Here is a 465-nt window from a genome sequence, read left to right as displayed (position 1 = left end):
GGATGAAGAACCTTGGGCCGGTCACGTTTTGGCCTGGTTCGGGGCAGGGCGTGGCATCGCGCCACACCGCTATGGCGGCTAGATCACTAGACCCGAAAGAAAACCAACTTCCGACCACAAAGGCATTCCAGATGACGTCGACATCGACCAATCCCAGCTCCGGAGCGTCAGGCGCGATCGGCTTCGCCGAGACTTCAGCACACGAGCACAACGAGATCGTGCAGCGCGCAGCGCAAGCCGGCCCCGGCTGGGCCGCAACGCCAGGACCAGTCCGTGCTGCAGCGCTGCGCCGCATCGCCGATGCGCTAGCCCATGCGAGCCGGGACCTAGTCGCGATCGCCGACGACGAAACAGGGCTCGGAACACCTCGGCTGACAAGCGAAGTCGCCCGTACGACCACACAGCTGCGGATGTTCGCCGAGGTCATCGCTCATGGAGCGCACCTCGCCCACGCCGGTGTAACAA

General features: G+C 64.5%; 1 protein-coding gene. It reads left to right on the top strand.

The window, feature by feature from the left end:
* Positions 1-131 precede the first annotated feature (131 nt).
* On the top strand, positions 132-465 hold a 334-nt coding region (locus tag V2J85_RS40545), incomplete at its 3' end, for an aldehyde dehydrogenase family protein (protein WP_330824382.1).

The organism is Streptomyces bugieae, from assembly GCF_036352915.1.
Taxonomy (GTDB): Bacteria; Actinomycetota; Actinomycetes; order Streptomycetales; family Streptomycetaceae; genus Streptomyces; species Streptomyces endophytica.
The sequence above is the reverse complement of the archived record's forward strand: the minus strand, read 5'-3'. Positions and strand labels throughout refer to the sequence as shown.